General features: G+C 36.0%; 11 protein-coding genes. 4 read left to right on the forward strand and 7 right to left on the reverse strand.

Going from position 1 to position 18,571, the window contains the following annotated elements:
• Positions 1 to 149 precede the first annotated feature (149 nt).
• The 3 genes from AAC601_RS00190 (at position 150) to AAC601_RS00200 (ending at position 8,526) form a co-directional block, all read left to right on the forward strand.
• Positions 150 to 5,609, forward strand: coding sequence for an MG2 domain-containing protein (locus tag AAC601_RS00190; RefSeq protein ID WP_340152160.1), 5,460 nt, complete (start codon positions 150 to 152; stop codon positions 5,607 to 5,609).
• Complete coding sequence (pbpC, locus tag AAC601_RS00195) at positions 5,590 to 7,920, forward strand: penicillin-binding protein 1C (RefSeq protein ID WP_340152161.1); 2,331 nt, start codon at positions 5,590 to 5,592, stop codon at positions 7,918 to 7,920. Before AAC601_RS00190 ends, pbpC begins: the two co-directional genes overlap by 20 nt.
• A gap of 132 nt (positions 7,921 to 8,052) precedes the next feature.
• Positions 8,053 to 8,526: a DUF4168 domain-containing protein gene (locus AAC601_RS00200; RefSeq protein ID WP_340152162.1), complete on the forward strand. Its 474-nt coding sequence runs from the start codon at positions 8,053 to 8,055 to the stop codon at positions 8,524 to 8,526.
• A gap of 78 nt (positions 8,527 to 8,604) precedes the next feature.
• On the opposite strand, the gene AAC601_RS00205 is transcribed toward AAC601_RS00200, so the two are convergent.
• The 3 genes from AAC601_RS00205 to dnaK form a co-directional block, all read right to left on the reverse strand.
• On the reverse strand, positions 8,605 to 8,961 hold the full coding sequence (locus AAC601_RS00205; protein WP_340152163.1) for a hypothetical protein: 357 nt from the start codon (positions 8,959 to 8,961) through the stop codon (positions 8,605 to 8,607).
• Between the two features lie 117 nt (positions 8,962 to 9,078).
• Positions 9,079 to 10,230, reverse strand: a complete 1,152-nt coding sequence (locus tag AAC601_RS00210) for a DUF4221 family protein (RefSeq protein WP_340152164.1) — start codon at positions 10,228 to 10,230, stop codon at positions 9,079 to 9,081.
• 187 nt (positions 10,231 to 10,417) lie between these two features.
• Positions 10,418 to 12,355, reverse strand: coding sequence for a molecular chaperone DnaK (dnaK, locus tag AAC601_RS00215; protein WP_303271773.1), 1,938 nt, complete (start codon positions 12,353 to 12,355; stop codon positions 10,418 to 10,420).
• Positions 12,356 to 12,543: 188 nt separating this feature from the next.
• On the opposite strand from dnaK, the gene AAC601_RS00220 reads away from it, so the two are divergent.
• A complete protein-coding gene (locus tag AAC601_RS00220) occupies positions 12,544 to 13,044 on the forward strand; it encodes a TrmH family RNA methyltransferase (protein ID WP_340152165.1) in 501 nt (166 codons plus the stop codon).
• A 9-nt stretch (positions 13,045 to 13,053) separates the two neighbouring features.
• Here the strand turns inward: AAC601_RS00220 and AAC601_RS00225 are convergent, their stop codons facing one another.
• Genes AAC601_RS00225 through AAC601_RS00240 form a run of 4 tightly spaced genes read right to left on the reverse strand, consistent with a single transcriptional unit; the run spans position 13,054 to position 18,403 of the window.
• The gene (locus AAC601_RS00225; RefSeq protein ID WP_303271775.1) at positions 13,054 to 14,034 is read right to left on the reverse strand and encodes a MoxR family ATPase; all 981 of its coding nucleotides are present in this window, start codon (positions 14,032 to 14,034) and stop codon (positions 13,054 to 13,056) included.
• A gap of 5 nt (positions 14,035 to 14,039) precedes the next feature.
• A complete protein-coding gene (locus tag AAC601_RS00230; RefSeq protein ID WP_303271776.1) occupies positions 14,040 to 15,392 on the reverse strand; it encodes a peptidylprolyl isomerase in 1,353 nt (450 codons plus the stop codon).
• Complete coding sequence (locus tag AAC601_RS00235) at positions 15,373 to 16,266, reverse strand: peptidylprolyl isomerase (RefSeq protein WP_303271777.1); 894 nt, start codon at positions 16,264 to 16,266, stop codon at positions 15,373 to 15,375. Before AAC601_RS00235 ends, AAC601_RS00230 begins: the two co-directional genes overlap by 20 nt.
• Positions 16,256 to 18,403 (reverse strand): peptidylprolyl isomerase, encoded by a 2,148-nt coding sequence (locus AAC601_RS00240; RefSeq protein ID WP_303271778.1) that lies wholly within the window; start codon positions 18,401 to 18,403, stop codon positions 16,256 to 16,258. Before AAC601_RS00240 ends, AAC601_RS00235 begins: the two co-directional genes overlap by 11 nt.
• Positions 18,404 to 18,571 lie beyond the last annotated feature (168 nt).

Here is an 18,571-nt window from a genome sequence, read left to right on the forward strand (position 1 = left end):
GTTGCTGCTAAAAGAATACTAATATTAAATTTTTAAAGACTCTCTTTTTAGTGCTGGCAGCAAATCCAAATAAATCCATTTGTATGTTCTTTTGTTTAAATCATTTTACCTAGTTTTAAGCGTCAATTTTTAAAGAACAATTTTAGCATATGAATTTTTCACTCCCCTTCAAGCAAATCGCTTACAGTTTCCTTATTGCTTTATTATCGTTTTCATGTAGCAAAAAAACTGAAAACAGCACAGAAGTACCCAAAATCCAATTTTCCGAAGAAATTGCGAAAGAGGTGAGTTTTGTAACAAATGGTGAAGTCCATTTTGATGATCAAATACAGGTGATTTTTAACAATCCCGTGATTGAGGAAAATGAAGTTGATAGCAGCCCCGAGGATGTTTTTAGTTTCAGCCACTCATTAGATGGGAAAGCTGTCTGGGTTAGTACTAACGTACTAAAGTTTATTCCAAAGGAGGATTTACCCATGAGGGAGAAAATTGAAGGCCAGCTTGATTTGCAAAAGCTTTCCTCAAATTTTAAGGAGAAAAATCTAGAGAATTTAAGTTTTAATTTATTGATCTTAGGCAGGGAAATCAGCAGTTTCACAGGGGACTTAGATCTAGTTGACAGAAATAATCCTAAAAAAGTGTTGTATAGCGGTGGTCTGTCATTTACTGAGAAGACATCGCTAGAGGCTGTAGAGATGGCTACAGAGATTGAAGGAGGTGATATCCAATTGAACTGGAGTAAATTAGATGACAAGAATTTCAAATTTACCTCAACTGCAATAAACAGAACTGATAGAGAGCAGGAATTCAGTTTTAAAATTGATAAAAAGACCCTCAATATTTCAAACGGTTATTCGGAAGTTTTCAATATAGCTCCGATAACACAAATGAAAATGACAAAATTGTCAGCAGATGAGAGTGGTAAAAAACCAAGGTTGCGCTTAACTTTTTCTGATGACTTGGATGTGGATCAAGATATAACAGGTCTAGTGAGCATCTCACCTAATGTGAAAATATCACCTAAAAAACTGGGGAAAGCAGTAATCCTAGATGGAGAATTTAAGTTTGGTGAAAGTTATTCTGTTACCATTGAAAAGGGGATTCGAAGTAAGTGGGGAACCAAAACAGAGAATATAAAGACAGAAGAAATTAGCCTGTCTAATATTCAGCCTCAGATTGAATTTGGATCAAATGGAATCATCTTACCCTCATCAAACCAAAGTAAAATTCAGTTTTATACCTCAAATCTGCAACGTGTTCATCTTGAAGTTAAAAAGCTGTACACAAATCAAATTGGTCAGTTCCTGAAAGCAGAACAACTCAAGAGTGAAAAAACTAGGAATAAAGCTTTTAATAATGATTATTCAAGTACTGTGGGTGTCATTGTAAAAAATCAAACGATTGAACTGAAGGATAAAAAGAATGAATGGGTATTAAATGAATTTGACTTATCCGATTTATTTTCAACTTATCAGCATGGTGTGTTTTTAGTACGAGTTAATTTTACTCCTTCCGATGTGAGCATTCCAATTGAAGGAGATAAATTGAATCATATTCAGGAAAAAGGTCAGATATACAAACCTTTGTTTATAAGTGATTTAGGGATCACGGTAAAAAGTACATCTAGTGGCTTGGATATTTTTGCCACTGATTTGGTTACTGCTGAGCCAGCTTCAGGTGTGGATATTAAGTTATTGGATTATAATGGCAACGTAGATTATACATTCACTACTGGCTCTGATGGGCATGTCCATTCTAACAGGAGCTATTTTTATTATTTGTTAGCAGAAAAAAGCAATCAAATTACTGCCCTGAAAAAGAATGAAATGCAGTGGAGCACATCAGGATTTGATGTAGGAGGTAGTTATTCAAATAGAGATAGAACTAAAGCATTTATATATACGGAAAGAGGGGTTTATCGTCCGGGAGATTCCGTTCATGTTAGTGCAATAGTCAGAAATTCCAATAATACATTCCCTAGAAGTAATAAAGCAACGATCACTGTTCGTGATCCTGAGTATAAAATTATTCATGAGGCTACCAATCCTAGATCTACAGATGGACTTTTTGTTTTTGCTTTTCAAACGGAAGCTAATGCTCCTACTGGCAATTACACCATAAGAATCAATGCTGGAGGTTCGTCATTTAGTGAAAACTTAAAGATTGAAACAGTGGTTGCGGAGAAATTAAAAGTGATGGTTAAGCCTGAAAAAAGCACTTTTAGCTGGACAGATAAGACCTTGGATTATGATATAGAATCTCGTTATTTATTCGGAACCCCAGCTTCTAATCTTAAGACTGGAGTTAGTGTCGAAATTCTTCCTTGGGAGATCAATTTCCCAAAGTATAAAGACTTCAATTTCAGCAGAGCGGACGTTGAGTTTAAACCGCTAAGCCAGAATGTTTTAAAATCTCAATTAGATGAGGAGGGCATGCTCAGCAGTAGTTGGGTGATTCCGGAATTAGGAACTATCCCATCAGCTTTAAAAGCAAAGTTGGTGGCAAAGGTTTTTGAAACGGGTGGTCAGCCAAATGAAAATTATAATATTGTTGAACTCCATCGGTATCCGAATTATGTGGGATTAAAAGACCCTAGCGGTTATCATTATTATAAAACAAGCGAGGAGGTTAGATTCCCTGTTGTCTTATTAGATGAGAATGGTAATAAAATGAGTGGGAAATCCCTTCAATACAAAATTTACAGGAACGACAGCAGATGGTGGTACCAATATAATAATAGAAGAAATTATCAGCTAAAATATAAGGAAGACAGCCAGACTTATCTGGAAACAGAAGGGAAAATCACTACTTCGCAAAATATGGATTATATCAGTTTTAGTCCCCAAGAAAGCGGAGAGTATTTGATAGAAGTAAGTGATGGTGGAAACGGACATGTTAGCTCTTCATTTTTTAGTGCATACCGATATGGGAGTGTTCCTGGCGGAGATTTAAATGAAGGCAATTTAGCTTTGAAGGCAGATAAAGAAAAATATGAACCTTATGAAACTGCCAAAATAAAATTACCTAATCCTAAATCAGGAAGGGTCTTGGTTACCTTAGAGCAAGGAGATGACATGATAGATTGGTTTTGGGTAAACCCTTCTGATGAGTCGTCAGATGAATTGATTCTCGATATTCCTATCAAGAAAAATATGGTTCCTAATGTCTATGCAACTGTATCCGTGATTCAACGGCACGAGCAGACTGAGAATGACCGACCGATCCGGATGTTCGGAATTATCCCTCTAATGATCGAAGATCCCGATACCAAGATTGGATATGATATAAATATGGCTCAAAACCTTGTGCCAAATGAAGAGTTCGAGGTGAATATTCATACCCTTGATGGGAAAAAGTCACAGTTTACCATTGCTGTAGTAGATGAAGGATTGCTCAGTTTAACGCAATTTAGAACTCCCAATCCCTGGATTTCATTCTACAAAAAAATAGGGCTGCAGGTAAATACTTACGATGTGTTTTCTCATATAATTAGTGCTAATAAAAATGATGTATTTCAAACCTTTTCAATAGGAGGAGGCATGGAAATGGATTACAGAGAATCTCAAACGGATCTTGACGATGATACCAAGCGATTCAAGCCGGTAAGTATGTTTAAAGGGCCTTTCATGACCGATGCAAACGGAAAGGCTAAAGTCAAATTTCATATGCCTAATTATAATGGGGCCGTAAGAGTAATGGTAGTGGGAACGCAAAATGGAAGTTATGGAAGTGCAGAAAAAACTGTTCCTGTTAAATCCGATATAATCATGCAGCCGACTATTCCTAGAATTTTAAAACCAGGAGATGAGTTCACCCTTCCGGTTGCTTTATTCAAGGTAAATGAAAGTGTTAAAACGGCTAAGTTTGATTTGAAAATTGAGGGACCTTTAGAAATAATTGGTGCTGACTCCAAAACTGTTGACTTTAGCAAGCAAGACGATACGCAAATCAAATTTAAGGTAAGAGTAAAAGAAGCTGTGGGTCAAGCCAAAATTAGAATTGAGGGCGTTTCAGGAAATATTAAAGTTGAAAACGAGACTGATATTGCCATTACACCTTCTGCAACAAGGGTTTATGATAAGAATACAGTAGATGTTAATGTTGGTAAAAGCATTGATATGAAAGTTCCCAAAATAGGTATTGAGGGTACTAACTATGCTACATTAGATATCAATATATTTCCTAATATGGATTTTGAGCATCGATTGAAATGGTTGATCCGTTATCCCTATGGCTGCATAGAACAAACAGTATCTTCTGTTTTCCCTCAATTATATCTGAAGAAAATGGGCTATTTTGACAAGGAAGAGTTCAGTGAGATTGATGAGAACATCAATGAAGGTATAAACCGTTTACAACAATTCTTGCTTAGTGATGGTAGTTTTTCCTATTGGCCGGGAAGCAGCAAAGCTTCAGAATGGGGTACCAATTATGCAACGCACTACCTGATCGAAGCCAAGAATCTAGGATATTCAGTCCCTGATTTTATGTATGAGGGGGCCATTGATGGATTAAGTAGACAATCGAGTCGTAGGAGAGGGAAGTTAAGTACTAGGGTGAACAGAGTATTTATCCTCAGCTTGGCGGATAAAAGGCCAATCTCAGAGATGAATTTGTTAATGGAGAATGAACTTTCCAAAATGAATAATGCTGAAAGATGGATGTTAGCCACAGCTTATCATCTCTCAGGTGTAGAGAACGTTAAAGAAAATATACTATCAGAGGCAAGCACAGAAACAACGGAATATGAAGCCTTCTCTTATAATTTTGGGTCTAAATATCGTGATGATGCTATAATTTTATATTGTGCCACTTTGATGGAGGATATGGAAACAGCAGAATTAATGGCCAAGCAGGTAGCAAAAGGATTATCTTCGAAAGACTATTTAAGCACCCAGAGTTCCGGTTATATGTTATTGGCCTTAGGACATTACTTTGATAAAGCAGATATCGACTTGAGTGCTGGAAAGGTAATTAAAGGCGAAATTAAACTTTCTGATGGCAGCACAGTAGAATTCAATGAAAATGGAAGGTTTAGAATGCCAGTAAAAAATAATTTCAGTCAAAACCTCAGCATTAGTTTGAGCGATGATTCCAATGTCGATAAAGTTTATGCCGCCCTTTCCTGGACAGGTGTCCCACTAAAGGATGAAGCTCCTAAGGAAGAGAAAAATCTCTCATTAGAGGTGGAGTATTACGATGATGAAGGAAGAACTATTAATCCAGAAAGCACTAAGCAAGGGCAAACTTTTTATGCTAGGTTCAGAGTCAAAAACACTAGTCCGGCTAGCAGAGCTTCTGAAATTGCATTAGTTCAAATCTTACCTTCCGGTTGGCAAATTGATAATACCCGATTAAAAGGATCAGTGGCTCCTGAATGGATGAATAAATGGAATATTAACAAAGAGGATTATGTTGATATTAGAGATGACAGAGCCATGTGGTTTTTTGATCTAGTGGGGAATACGGAATATGATTTCGTAATGAAGTTAAATGCAGTTTCAGCAGGGGAATATCAACTTCCGGCAACCATAGTAGAGGCAATGTATAACCCAGATTATAAAGCCAGAAATACAAGTAAAAAGGTTTATGTTGAAAGCATGGATTAAAATTAAGAAATGGCAATGGGTATTGGTCGTATTCTTTTCTGTTGCCATTATTTTTTTGTTAGTTCCTTTCAGAAGACCTTATTTTTCAGTTGACTATAGCACAGTTGTAAAATCAGATCGTGGTAGTCTTTTACATGTTTTCCTTAATGAGAATGAACAATGGTTTTTGCCTCCTGACACCTCTGCTATACCCCAAAAACTTGAAACAGCTGTACTTCTATATGAAGACCAGGATTTCTACTCACATTTTGGTATTGATTTCGGAGCAGTTTTTCGTGCAATCAATCAAAATATAAAAGCAGCTAGAATTGTGAGCGGGGCGAGCACTTTAACCATGCAAGTGGTTCGCTTAAAACATCAGAACAAAAGGAATTTCTTTTACAAAACGCTGGAAGCCATCGAGGCGATAAAGCTGAATTTACACTATTCTAAAGAGGAAATTCTCAGAATGTATTTGCAGCACGCCCCCTATGGTGGTAATGTAATTGGTTACCAGACGGCAACACACAAATTCTTCGGTAAACAAATTAAATCTCTCACTTGGAGTGAAGCTGCTACCTTGGCTGTACTTCCAAATGCACCTGGACTAATTTATCCTTCAAAAATCAATAATAAGTTGATAGAAAAGCGAAATTCTTTATTGAAAAAGCTTTATGAAAAGGAATGCATAGATAAGCTTACTTATGAATTAAGTACTTTGGAAGCTGTTCCTGATGATTTCATACCCTTTAAAAGTTCGGCCCCTCATTCGGCTTCGTTTTTAAAGACTCAGTACCCTGATCGAAAAATATTACACACTACAATAGACGAGAAGCTACAAAAGAGATCAAACCTTATTGCTCAGAAATATAAAGAGTTATATGAAGAGGATGGAATTACTAGCCTCTCCTTCGCAATTTCAGATTCGAAAACAGGTGAAATCAAAGCTTATGTAGGCTCCCCGGATTTTTATGATAATGCAAATAAAGGACAAGTGGACGGTGTGTTGGCGCATAGGTCAAGCGGCAGTGTTCTAAAACCTTTTCTATATGCCTTAGGCATGGATGAAGGAATGATTATCCCTGAAACTTTTATCAGAGATCTTCCGACTTATTTTGATGGCTTTTCACCTAATAATGCGAATGAAGATTTCCAAGGTGTGGTGACGGCCAAAGAGGCTTTGGTTAAATCCCTTAATATACCTGCTGTTCGTTTGCTTAATGGCTATGGTTTATTCCAGTTCTACAGTTTTCTTAAAGAAGCCGGAGTAAGTAGCTTATTTCGGTCCGCTGATGAATACGGTTTGCCATTAATACTTGGAGGAGCAGAAGTAAGTGTGTGGGATATGGTCAGACTCTATAGGGGGCTGGCCAATGAGGGCAAATTCTCAGATAATATTATTTTAAAAGAGCAAGTAGGGAAATCTCAGGAAAGTGCCCAGTTGATAAGCGCAGGCAGTACTTATTTGACTCTCGATATGCTAAAAGACTTAAAGCGACCAGGTAGTGAATATTTTTGGCAGAAATTTGATAATTCTAGAGAGTTCTCGTGGAAAACAGGAACTAGCTATGGACATAAAGATGCTTGGGCAGTTGGTTTAAATCCTGATTATACCATAGCTGTTTGGGTGGGAAATTTCGATGGAGAAAGTAATAAGAATTTAAGCGGGGCGAATTCTGCTGGCCCTATTCTTTTTGATCTTTTGGAAGCACTTCCGTCCGACTCTCAAAATGAATGGTTTGAGTTCAATGAAATGGACTTTCAAAAACTTAAGATTTGTGCTATTTCAGGATTTAGGTCATCGCAGAATTGCAAGGAAACGGAGCTTGTTAATGCACCTTACAATATGAAATCAATGAAAAGTTGTGACTACCATCAGACGAAATATTTAAATCGTCAATTGGATTTGCAGACTTGTTCAGCCTGTTGGGATCAATTAGGTGCAGTTCCAACTAAAGTATTGGAATATCCTGCAGATATTGCTTATTATCTAAGAAAAAAAGGGACTTTTGTTGAGGCAATACCTCCGCATAATCCTGAATGCACTAGATATAAAGCGGAAAATAGCAGTAGGATAATCTATCCCAATATGGATGCTAAATTATTTCTCCCCGTTGATTTTAATGGCAAATTGCAAAAGGTCATTTGTAAAGTGGGTCACACGACTTCCGTTAAAAAAGTTTATTGGTACCTTAATGAAGTTTTTCTGGGAGAAACTGATCGACAGCACAAAATGGCTGTTCAATTTAATTCGGGATGGAATGAGCTTAAAATAGTAGATGATTTAGGAGGTGAAGATACCCAGAAAGTTTTTGCTGTAGTGAGTGATTGATTTCAGTATTTTATCATTCTATTTCAGTATTTAAAGAACTTTCCGATATTTTGTAAATCAAGCTGGCAATAGGTTTTTCAATCGTTTTGGTCGCTGTACCTTCGCATGTCAGAGAAACAAAACCCTAATAGAATGAAAATGAGAGTTTTTGCAACCGTAATATTGTCTGTATTGGCTACGGCCGTTTTTGCACAGCAACAAATGCCAATGCCACAACAAGAAGTTTCAACAGACTTTAGTGATCAGGAGATTGAGACCTTTGTGGAAGCCAACTTGGATGTCACTAAAGTACAACAAGCAGCAGAGAAGGAGGCTATGGGAATCATCAAAGAAAATGATTTAGAATTAGAAAGATTTAATGAGATTGTAGCTATCCAGCAGGGGCAATCTGATGAAGAGGCAAGCCCTGAAGAAATGAAAGCCTTTAATGCTGCAGCTCAGGAAATTATGGCTAATAACCAAGAAACGCAGTCAAAAATGGTTTCAGCATTGGAAAAACATGATATTAGCCAAGAAAAATACCAACAAATCATGATGGCCTATCAACAAGATGAAGACTTTAGAAAGAAAGTTGATACAGTCGTTCAAGCTAAATCCAAAGGATAGAAGCAGATTTTTTTTCATAAAAAAGCCATTCATTTTTAGTAATGAATGGCTTTTGAGTGTTTTTATTTGATAATTTTTCTAATTATCACCAATTGTAAAATCCTTATCTCTGCTTAATTTGACCTCGTAGTCAAATCTCCATTTGCCTATATATTTAGAATTCCACACTAAAATCTGACCTTTTTTATCCGGAAGTTCTAATTCAAAAGTGCCGTCCATTTGTGGGACCGTGCCAATTCTGTGACCTTCAACAATCATATTGGTATTAATTCCATTTTTATTATTTTTTTGAAATGTAATGTGCCCTAGCATATAAGTTTTCCCGTCAGCTTTTTTTTCAAACTTATATTTTACCATAAAGTCCTTGTTTTGTGCGGTATGTGGGTACTCAGTTTGAAAAATGATAAGGCTAAATAAGATAATTAAGAATTTCATGTGTACAAGTTTATTTTCAAAGGTCACATGGAATAGTCAAAATTCAAAAGCCTAGCTATCTAACCTTCAATGATCTGTTATATTCATTTCGGTTGGTATGCAGGGTTTATGACTATTTCATGGTGTTGCATTTTTAAGTTTAAACAGATCAAAAGAAAATTGGCTGTCATCTACTTTTTCATATTTATGATTATTGAAAAAATATAAGCCATCCTCATTGATAAAGTTAATCCCTAGTGAATATTTTTTAGCATTAATAGGGCTTTCCCCAATTACTTCAAACTCATTATTCAGAATAATAATGGAAGCATTTTTACCTAATGTGCTTCTATCGGCAAATTTATCAGTGGGATTGTAAACAAAGCGATAATAGACCTTTCTCCATCTGTCATATTTAAAGCCTGAATAAAAGCCCTGTTTTGCCTGCAATCTAAAAGTTCTTTCATCATCATTATAAACCTCATTGGCTAAGGGTTTTAAGGTGTTCATTTCCGATGAGCCGGCAAAGTGCTGTGTCTTATTACCTTGAGCATCTATAACATAAATATATTCATCATTTGGGAAGCTCATGATGATATTTTTATTTACCTCGTTAAAAATAGGAATTGCTTGTCTATAACTATGTTTGTCCCAAAAGCCGTCATCGTATTTCTCAGATAATTTGTATTGAGTGCCAAAAGCTTTCCTATTAATATCAAATTCTATCATACCATAATCTGAAGAGGTAGCATTTTCCATAGGGGAGGGGTAAGTTGGAAGGTATAGTGTTCCCTCATTAAAGTATGCTGGATGGCCTCCGTCCGCAAATATAAAATGCATGTCACCAAGGCTAATGTCATATTTATCTATATTATTTCCAGCAGAATCTACAAGATAAATTTGTTGGGGTAATGGATCAAACAGGAAAATAGAATCAAAATTGTGCATATGGGCATAGTTTATACTTTTTGGAACTGCATTTGGCCCTTCAAAATCATAATGGATTTCATGCAGTAAATCCTGCGATTTCAAATCATAGATGGAAGTATATTTTCTGTGAGAATGGAAGAATAGCAAATATTGAGGATTGTGATTTGTATATACTTGTACTCCTCTTGTGTAGGCGGTTTTATCGTTTTCTAGATTGAAATTTAGTGAATTTTGTATTTCTAAGGTAAAATTGGCCTTTTGGTTTTCTGTTTTTTGATAAGAGTTTTGGCAGGATGAATTTAGAATGCATATAAAAATCGTGAAAAGGAATGCTAACTGATTTTTAGTGAATCTTATCATATTTTATAAGATAAAGGGGGCTGTATCTGTTTGTATAAATATATTTAATGTTAGCAAACATAAAAATTCAATACAAATTTTAACTAAAAAAGAAAGAGTATTTATTTAGTTATGGGTTACTTCGACAAAAAAAAGCCCCTCAGATATCTCTAAGGGGCTCACACTATTACTTATGATTTCGAGATTCTTACTTAGAATCTTTATTATCATCATCATTTACTTCTTCATATTCCACGTCATCTACGCTATCGCCACTTTCGCCTTCTGCTTGTTGCCCAGCGTCTCCGCCTGGCTGCCCTTCAGCACCACCGGCTGCTTGTTGCGCTTGGTAGATCTCCTGCGAAGCCGCTTGCCATGCAGTGTTCAATGCTTCCATTGTGCTGTCAATCGCTTCAACATCTTGACTGCTGTGTGCCTCTTTCAATTTGGTTAAAGCATCATTGATGGCCGTTTTGTTGCCTTCTGAAAGCTTGTCTCCAAATTCTTTCATTTGCTTCTCAGTCTGGAATATTAAAGAGTCAGCTTGATTGATTTTGTCAATCTTCTCTTTCTCTTTTTTATCGGTTTCAGCATTTGCTTCCGCCTCTTTTCTCATTTTCTCGATTTCCTCTTCGGACAATCCTGAAGAAGCCTCGATTCTGATTTTCTGTTCTTTTCCTGTTCCTTTATCTTTAGCAGATACATTCAAGATACCGTTAGCATCAATGTCGAATGTTACTTCAACTTGAGGTACACCTCTTGGTGCTGGCGGAATACCATCTAAGTGGAATCTACCGATAGAACGGTTATCTTTTGCCATTGATCTTTCACCCTGCAATACATGGATTTCCACTGAAGGCTGATTATCAGAAGCAGTACTAAATGTTTCTGACTTCTTAGAAGGAATCGTTGTATTTGATTCGATCAACTTTGTCATTACTCCACCCATGGTTTCAATACCCAATGACAATGGAGTTACATCTAATAATAATACGTCTTTAACCTCACCAGTTAATACTCCACCTTGAATCGCAGCACCAATTGCTACAACCTCATCAGGGTTTACTCCTTTAGAAGGCTTTTTGCCAAAGAATTTTTCAACTTCTTCCTGAATTCTTGGAATACGGGTTGAACCTCCAACCAAGATTACTTCATCAATCTCAGAATTTGATAAACCTGCATCTTCTAAAGCTTTCTTAACAGGAGCCATTGATCTTTTCACTAAGTCGTCAGCCAATTGCTCGAATTTTGAACGGCTTAATTTTCTTACCAAGTGCTTTGGCACGCCATCTACTGGCATGATATAAGGCAAATTCACCTCTGTTTCAGTAGAACTTGATAACTCAATTTTAGCTTTCTCGGCAGCTTCTTTCAATCTTTGCAAGGCCATTGGGTCTTGCTTTAAATCGATACCTTGCTCTTCCTTAAATTCGTTTGCTAACCAGTTGATAATTACCTGATCGAAGTCATCACCACCTAAGTGTACATCACCATTAGTTGATTTTACTTCGAAAACGCCATCACCTAATTCTAATATAGAGATATCAAAAGTACCACCACCTAGATCGTAAACGGCTATGTTTTGATCTTTATCTCTTTTGTCTAATCCGTAAGCCAAAGCCGCAGCAGTTGGCTCGTTAATAATTCTTTTTACTTCCAATCCTGCAATTTGTCCAGCTTCTTTCGTAGCCTGACGCTCTGCATCGTTAAAGTAAGCAGGCACTGTAATTACAGCTTCTGTCACTTCTTGTCCTAAGTAATCTTCTGCAGTGGACTTCATTTTCTGAAGGATCATTGCAGACAATTCTTGAGGTGTATAATTTCTGTCTCCTACTTTTACTCTAACTGTATCATTATTTCCAGATTCAACTTTGTATGAAGCAATTTTTTTCTCTTCTGAAATTTCAGAAAACTTCTTACCCATAAATCTTTTCACTGATGCTATTGTGTTGGCAGGGTTTGTAATAGCTTGACGTTTTGCAGGATCACCTACTTTTCGTTCGCCTTTCCCTTCATCCAAAAATGCTACAATTGAAGGTGTAGTTCTTCTACCCTCACTGTTGGGGATGACAACGGGCTCATTACCCTCCATTACCGCCACACAGGAGTTGGTAGTACCTAAGTCAATTCCAATAATTTTTCCCATGATCTATTTATTTTTCTAATTCTAAATTCATTTTTCACAATACATAACAATGGATGTGCCAATAAGAAATAGACTCATATTATCTGACATTATGACATTTGTGAAGTAAAATCATGGAAAATCGTCTGCTTTTATAGCTAATTGATTTTGAAAAACCTTTATTTTGTCATTCATATCAATCGTATCCAATGATTCAAAAAGAACATGAACGAATTCAAAACGATAGACATCAATTACAAATCGTAGTTATGGCTGAAAATATCCGAACTCCTGAAAATGCAGGGATGATTATGAGATTGTCCGAGGCTTTTGGGGTTGAAAAGATATATTTTGTCGGTAAACATGCCATTGATTTGACAACTAAAGTCAAAAGAGCTTCTAGAAATACTTACAAAACCATAGAATATGAATTTGTAAATGATGGAAACAGTGAAATTAATTTATATAAAAATGCTGGATACCAACCGATTGCAATTGAGATTACGGAAAAGAGCAAGCCCATTTATAATCTCGCAGTTGGCCCTTTCAAAAAAATATTGTTGGTTGTCGGCTCCGAAAGGCAAGGCATAACCGAGGGACTATTAAATCTCTGTCAATATCATTATCATATCCCGATGTTTGGGCAAAACTCTTCAATTAATGTGGTGAATGCCTTGGCAATTGGCTTGTTCAAAGTAACAGAGAATTAGTAGTACCGATTAATTTGCCTCTACTTTCTTGATTAGCTCTTCAATAATCTTTTCAATGCTCATGCCCTCAGCATCTGCTTTAAAGTTTTTTACCAAACGATGACGTAGAACTGGTACTGCAACTGCTTTCACGTCTTCAATATCTGGAGAGTATTTTCCGTTGAGCAAGGCATTGCATTTTGCTCCCTTAATCAAGAATTGAGATGCACGAGGTCCTGCTCCCCATTCCAAATATTCGTTAGTGATATTAAATGCTTTGTTGGTATTAGGTCTTGAACTATGAACTAATTGAACTGCAAATTCTATAACATTATCAGTAACAGGTACTTTATCCACTAATTTTTGAAAATAAAGGATCTCCTCTGAGGTCATCACTGCATTGACCCCTTCAAGCTCTTGTCCAGTATTTCTTACAATATCCAATTCATCTTCATAAGAAGGATAGTCCAAAGTGATATTAAACATAAAACGGTCTAGTTGAGCTTCAGGAAGAGGGTAGGTTCCTTCTTGCTCTATTGGATTTTGTGTTGCAAGTACGAAAAATGGATCTGGCAACGCATAGGTTTCACCTGCAACGGTCACATTTTTTTCTTGCATCGATTCCAATAGTGCCGCTTGTGTTTTAGGAGGTGTTCTATTGATTTCATCTGCCAAAATTATATTATTGAAAATCGGGCCTTTAATAAACTTAAAGTTTCGATCCTTATCTAAAGTTTCAGCTCCTATAATATCAGATGGCATTAAATCAGGAGTAAACTGAATCCTATTGAATTTCAAATTCATAGCAGAAGCTACCGTATTGATTAATAAAGTTTTGGCCAATCCTGGAACGCCTACTAAAAGACTATGAGCGTGACAGAAAAATGAACTAATAACTAATTTTATAACATCATCTTGCCCAACAATTACTTTTGAAATTTCCTTTTTTAAATTTTCGAATTTTTCATGTAAAGCATTTGCCGCTTCTACTTCATTTTCAAATTTCTCCATATTGATTAGTTAAGAATTTGGCAGTCTTTGTAATGATCGTCCAAAACAATGAATACATCACTTTTTGATTCCTCAAACCACTTTGCCAATTTTTCACTTCTTTTTTTATTTAATGCAGCTTGTTTAATTTTTTGATAATCAATTCTAATATCAGCTCTATGAGGTCTTATTCTATCTTTATAGTATAGTATTCTTACTGCTTCAGACCGGTCTTGCTGCCTGAACTCAATTGGTTTTGTAATGCTTCCGACCTCCATTGTATCAATAGTGAAGAACACATTAGGATCCAATTCATCTACAGAAATTTTGGTACCTCCCGCTTCACCTTCCATAAAATATCCTCCATTTGAAGAGGTATTCATGTCATCGGAATGTTCAGCTGCAGCTGCTTCAAATGTAATGCTATCTTTGATTATTAATGTCCTAATACTATCTAAGAAATTTATTGTTCTGTCCATATCATTCTTAGTGAATTTTGGTAAGATCAGAATATGACGAGTATTAAACTCATTTCCCCTTCTTGCTAATAACTCAATAATATGAAATCCAAAATCTGTTTCAACTGGTTTTGAAATTTCCCCTGGCTTTAGCCTTAAGGCAGTAGCTTCATACTCAGGTGCTAATTGCCCTCGTTCAAAAAAACCAATGTTACCACCAGATTGTTTTGCGCCTGGTTCCTGTGAGTATAGTCTTGCAATATCATCAAAATTCTCCCCTTCAAGAATCCTATCACGCAATCCATTCAGCCTAGCTCTAATATTGTCTTTAGCTTCTTTGCTCATGGTAGGCTTTTTTACTATCTGTCCAACTTGCACTTGTGTTGAATAAAAAGGGAGGCTATCTCTTGGGATATTGTCAAAGAAGGTTTTCACCTGTCTTGGGGTTACTTCAATGTCGGAAGTAATAGTACGTTGCATTTCGCCAATTATCATTTGCTCTCTTACATCGCCTCTGATCTCCACCTGAAATTCTTCTAGTGTTTTGCCATAATACTCTTCTATCTTTTCTTCAGAACCTATTTGCTGCACCATCATTTTCATTCGGTTTTGAACTTGTGCATCTACTTGTGCCTCTGATACGGTAACAGAATCTATTTCAGCTTTGGCTAACATTAATTTATTAATGACAAGGTTTTCCAAAACCTCACACCTGGCTTCTGGGCTTCTAGTCATGCCACCCCTTGATAAGAAGTCTTTATAGGCAAGGGATAAATCCGATTCTAGGATAATATAATTATCAACTTTAGCTATAATTTTATCTACCACTTCTCCCTCGGATTGAGATTTAGATAATAATGGCAAAACTAAAAATGCCAATAAAAGTGCTATGGATTTATTTTTACTGATTGTAAATTTCATATTTGTTTGAACTCTTCGCTTTTTCAAAAACTTCCTCTTCTAATTGGTTGGCCAAAGCCACCTTTCTTTTATTTAAAATAATTTGCTTAATATCATTTCGTACAAATTCCAATGGTGAAATCTGATCGGATATTTTGTATTCTTTTATTCGTAAAAAGTATAAATTCTCATCATTTGAATCTTCTACAAATCTATTGGATTTCAAAAAGTCAACTTTATTGGTTACACTTACAAATGGAGTGTTTCTGATTGCCTCATCAAAATTTATCCAAACGGAGTCTTCTAAAAAGTAGGTTTCGGCAAATCTAAAACAGTATGATTTTAATTCCTTGAAGTCTTCAGACTTATCGGAATTAATTAACATTTTGAGTTGGTTTATTTTAGGAGCGTCTTTGGTGACCGTTATAAAATAGCCTCTTATAATATTTTGTTTTAGCTCAAAATTATCTTTATTATCATTGTAATACGTCTCTATTTCCTCTTGGCTAACAAGGGTGTCCAGATTATTTCCCACATAATATTTTTTATACTCATGAACCATCAGCGCATAGCGGTAATCTAAAACTTTCCTCTCGATGGAAGCTTGATCGAAATTAATTTTTTCGGCAGCTTCTGATATGAGCAATTGCTTTTTAATCCATGAATTGACATATCTGTTCACCAAATTGGCGCTGTCTTTTGGGCTGATTTCATTTCCAACGATTCCGTTTAAATCTTTTTGATAAAGAGTAGAGTTCCCAACTTTTGCCACTGGAACTTGGATTTCCTCTTTGCCTTCCTCTTCTGATTCGAAATTTTTTAGGTTGATGTAATCACAACCCATGAAGCAAAGAGTGAAGCCAAGTGACAGTATGATTGATAAATTATTTTTCAATTTCTGATTTTATTTTATTTAAGACGCTCTCATTTACGGAGACCTCATATTTTTCTTTGAGTTGCCTGATCCACTCATCCTCAAGATGCTTTTGATAATCTTCCATTACTTCCGCACGAGCTTCCTCAAAAGATTTTTGCTTTGGAGGGATGCTCTCGACAGCATAATTTAATTCTATCATCCCTTCCTGAGTCACAGTCTTGATATAATCCCCTTGCGTTTTATTTTTCCATTTTGAGTCTTGCTTAACATCAATTATTTCAATTGATGCTGTTTCAACACTTTTATTGTTCCCTGCCAAAAGCTCGTTAGCTTCTGAAAGCAACTGCAAATATATTTTATTTTCATCGGAATAGGTAAGTTTCACCACTTCCATATTGCCAAATGTCTGATTTAAATCTTCAAATAGCTGTAAAGAATCGCTTTCCCCTAAATTTTCAGGTATTTGTAAGCTTATATAATATTTATAGTCAACGCTGTCCGCCTGCTCTAGTTGATCTTTCAAATTCATCTTCATCCTATATTCCAACTTCTGTGTTAACGGAAAATAAGACCCATTTATTGGGTTTTTAAATGGCTTTATTGCGGAGGTATCTGAAAACACAATTTTGGCAACTTTAACAATCTCATTGCTTTTGTATAGCTCTTTATTTTTTTCATAAAACGTTTTCAGGGCTAAACTGTCTTGTCCAATTTTACTCCATATTTTCTGGTTCATAATTTCAAAGAGCAATAAACCGTCTTTATATTCCTGTCGTAACAGTCGATATTCAGGATATTTAGTTTCCAGATTATCTTCTTCGTATTGAATAACGGAGGACTTTTCATATTGCTCTAGTTCGGATTTCAGATCTTTAGATGAATCAAAGCTGTCTAAGAAGTCATTCACGGAATACTTTTTTCCTGATATCGAAAAAAGTCTCGTTTCTAATTCTTTCTTTTTGAAATTTTCTGTCCTCAAATCTTCCTTTTCCTTCAATAAATTGTAAGCTTCAGGATTTGTAGTAAAATTATTTTCTTGCTTCAATTTTTTAATAACTTCAACTTCTTTCAAATCTGATCTTTGGTCACGTTGGACTCTTCTGCTTAGGCTCTCGTGCATACTTTCCAAACTCCCAACGCCTCTCTTGTCTTCTAATTTCAGAATATGCCATCCGTAAGGACTTTTTACGGGAAGTGAAACATCTCCTTTTTCTTCCAGTTCAAAAGCGACTGTTTCTAAAGATGCGGGTAAATTTCCAGCTCCAAACCAAGGTAGGCTTCCTCCCTTATCTTTAGTATTTAGATCTTCCGACTCTTTTGTTGCAAGGCTAAACCAGTTACCACCAGATTGCAACTCCCTGTGTAACTTTTTTATTTCCTTTTCTATATTTACGGAATCCTCTTTTGTAGCCTGAGGGGGAAATCGTTTCATAATATGGGCAATTTTGATCCGACCCAATGTTTCCCTTTTATCGTTTACCTTGACGATATGATAGCCAAATTGAGTCCGTATAATAGGAGATAGTTCTCCAGCAGCCGTTTCAAAAGCTGCAGATTCAAAGGGATATACCATCTGGAAGGCAGTAAACCAACCCAAAAGGCCATTATTACTTTGAGCAGATGGGTCTTCTGAGTACTTCCGTGCTAAAGCCTCGAAACTTTCTCCTGCTTCATATTTTTCTTTTATTTCGCTAATTTTCTGATAGGCTTTTGCTGTGTCCTCTGAACTAGCTTCTTTATCCACCATAATCAGAATGTGGCTTGCATTGATTTCTTGTTGTAACCTTGTGTATGCTTCTTTTACTAATTCCTTGTTTACCTTTTCAGTAGTTAGATAAGGCTTTTTGATTTCTTCTAAGTAACCATTGAGTTCATTTATGTAGGCCTCAGTTGTATCTAGCCCTTCTGCTTTGGCTTCAGTGACTTTCAATTTAAAGTTAATGTACAAATCAAGATATTCCTCAATAGGCTCCACTTCACCTTTATTTCTATTACTTTTTTCATAAGCGTAGGTGAATTCATCGGGAAAGATGGCTAATGAATCTACAGTGAATAAGGGCTTTCCAACGTCAGATTTGGAAGTTTTTTGGGTTGTTTTACAAGAACTGATGAATATAAAAAGAATTGGGATTATTAGTCCTTTAATGTTCCTCATTTGGCTTAAGTGAATTTTGAATGGCAATTTATGCAAATCGATTCAGACAGTAAAATAATAAATACAGGCTATGGGATAATTATATTTAAGAAAATATTTAAAATACTGATTATCAGCAGGTAAGGCGGGGGGTTGAATTTTACTGATATGGATGTATTGAAAAATACT

Source organism: uncultured Marivirga sp., from assembly GCF_963974845.1.
GTDB lineage: Bacteria > Bacteroidota > Bacteroidia > Cytophagales > Cyclobacteriaceae > Marivirga > Marivirga harenae.

What these genes read in the sequence shown, in the direction of transcription:
- AAC601_RS00190 (WP_340152160.1), top strand. Translation starts at nt 150, where the DNA reads ATGAATTTTTCACTCCCCTTCAAGCAAATCGCTTACAGTTTCCTTATT.
- pbpC (WP_340152161.1), top strand. Translation starts at nt 5,590, where the DNA reads ATGTTGAAAGCATGGATTAAAATTAAGAAATGGCAATGGGTATTGGTC.
- AAC601_RS00200 (WP_340152162.1), top strand. Translation starts at nt 8,053, where the DNA reads ATGAAAATGAGAGTTTTTGCAACCGTAATATTGTCTGTATTGGCTACG.
- AAC601_RS00205 (WP_340152163.1), bottom strand. Translation starts at nt 8,961, where the DNA reads ATGAAATTCTTAATTATCTTATTTAGCCTTATCATTTTTCAAACTGAG.
- AAC601_RS00210 (WP_340152164.1), bottom strand. Translation starts at nt 10,230, where the DNA reads ATGATAAGATTCACTAAAAATCAGTTAGCATTCCTTTTCACGATTTTT.
- dnaK (WP_303271773.1), bottom strand. Translation starts at nt 12,355, where the DNA reads ATGGGAAAAATTATTGGAATTGACTTAGGTACTACCAACTCCTGTGTG.
- AAC601_RS00220 (WP_340152165.1), top strand. Translation starts at nt 12,544, where the DNA reads ATGATTCAAAAAGAACATGAACGAATTCAAAACGATAGACATCAATTA.
- AAC601_RS00225 (WP_303271775.1), bottom strand. Translation starts at nt 14,034, where the DNA reads ATGGAGAAATTTGAAAATGAAGTAGAAGCGGCAAATGCTTTACATGAA.
- AAC601_RS00230 (WP_303271776.1), bottom strand. Translation starts at nt 15,392, where the DNA reads ATGAAATTTACAATCAGTAAAAATAAATCCATAGCACTTTTATTGGCA.
- AAC601_RS00240 (WP_303271778.1), bottom strand. Translation starts at nt 18,403, where the DNA reads ATGAGGAACATTAAAGGACTAATAATCCCAATTCTTTTTATATTCATC.